Consider the following 372-nt stretch of genomic DNA (forward strand, 5'->3'; position numbering starts at 1 on the left):
CCGGCCCTTTGTCGATCGCCTGTTCATAACCAACGGCATGACCGCGCCGGCCACCGAGATCGAGACGGTCTCGGCTTCGTTCGGCCGCGCCTTCATGCGGCAGAGCAATGCGGTGTGGATCATTTCGGCCGGCGTGGTCGCCAACGAGATCGCCAACGGCGCCTTCGTCTCCCTGCCGGTCGACACCGACGAGACCAAGGGGCCGGTCGGCCTGACGATGCGCACCGACACCGCCCCCTCGCCGGCCTTCACCATTCTGCTGCAAACCATTCGCGAGGCGGCCAGATCGGGCAGCTAAGGCATCGACTGGTCAGACGGGCTCCATCTTCCCTCAGGAATCCGCTAACCCCAGGGTTAATGAAACACCGCAAA

General features: G+C 64.2%; 1 pseudogene. It reads left to right on the forward strand.

From position 1 onward, the window contains the following. Positions 1-298, forward strand: a pseudogene (locus tag EN862_RS35090) (LysR family transcriptional regulator); the annotation flags it as partial. Between the last annotated feature and the right edge of the window lie 74 nt (positions 299-372).

The sequence above is a fragment of the Mesorhizobium sp. M2E.F.Ca.ET.219.01.1.1 genome, assembly GCF_004016445.2.
Lineage (GTDB): Bacteria > Pseudomonadota > Alphaproteobacteria > Rhizobiales > Rhizobiaceae > Mesorhizobium.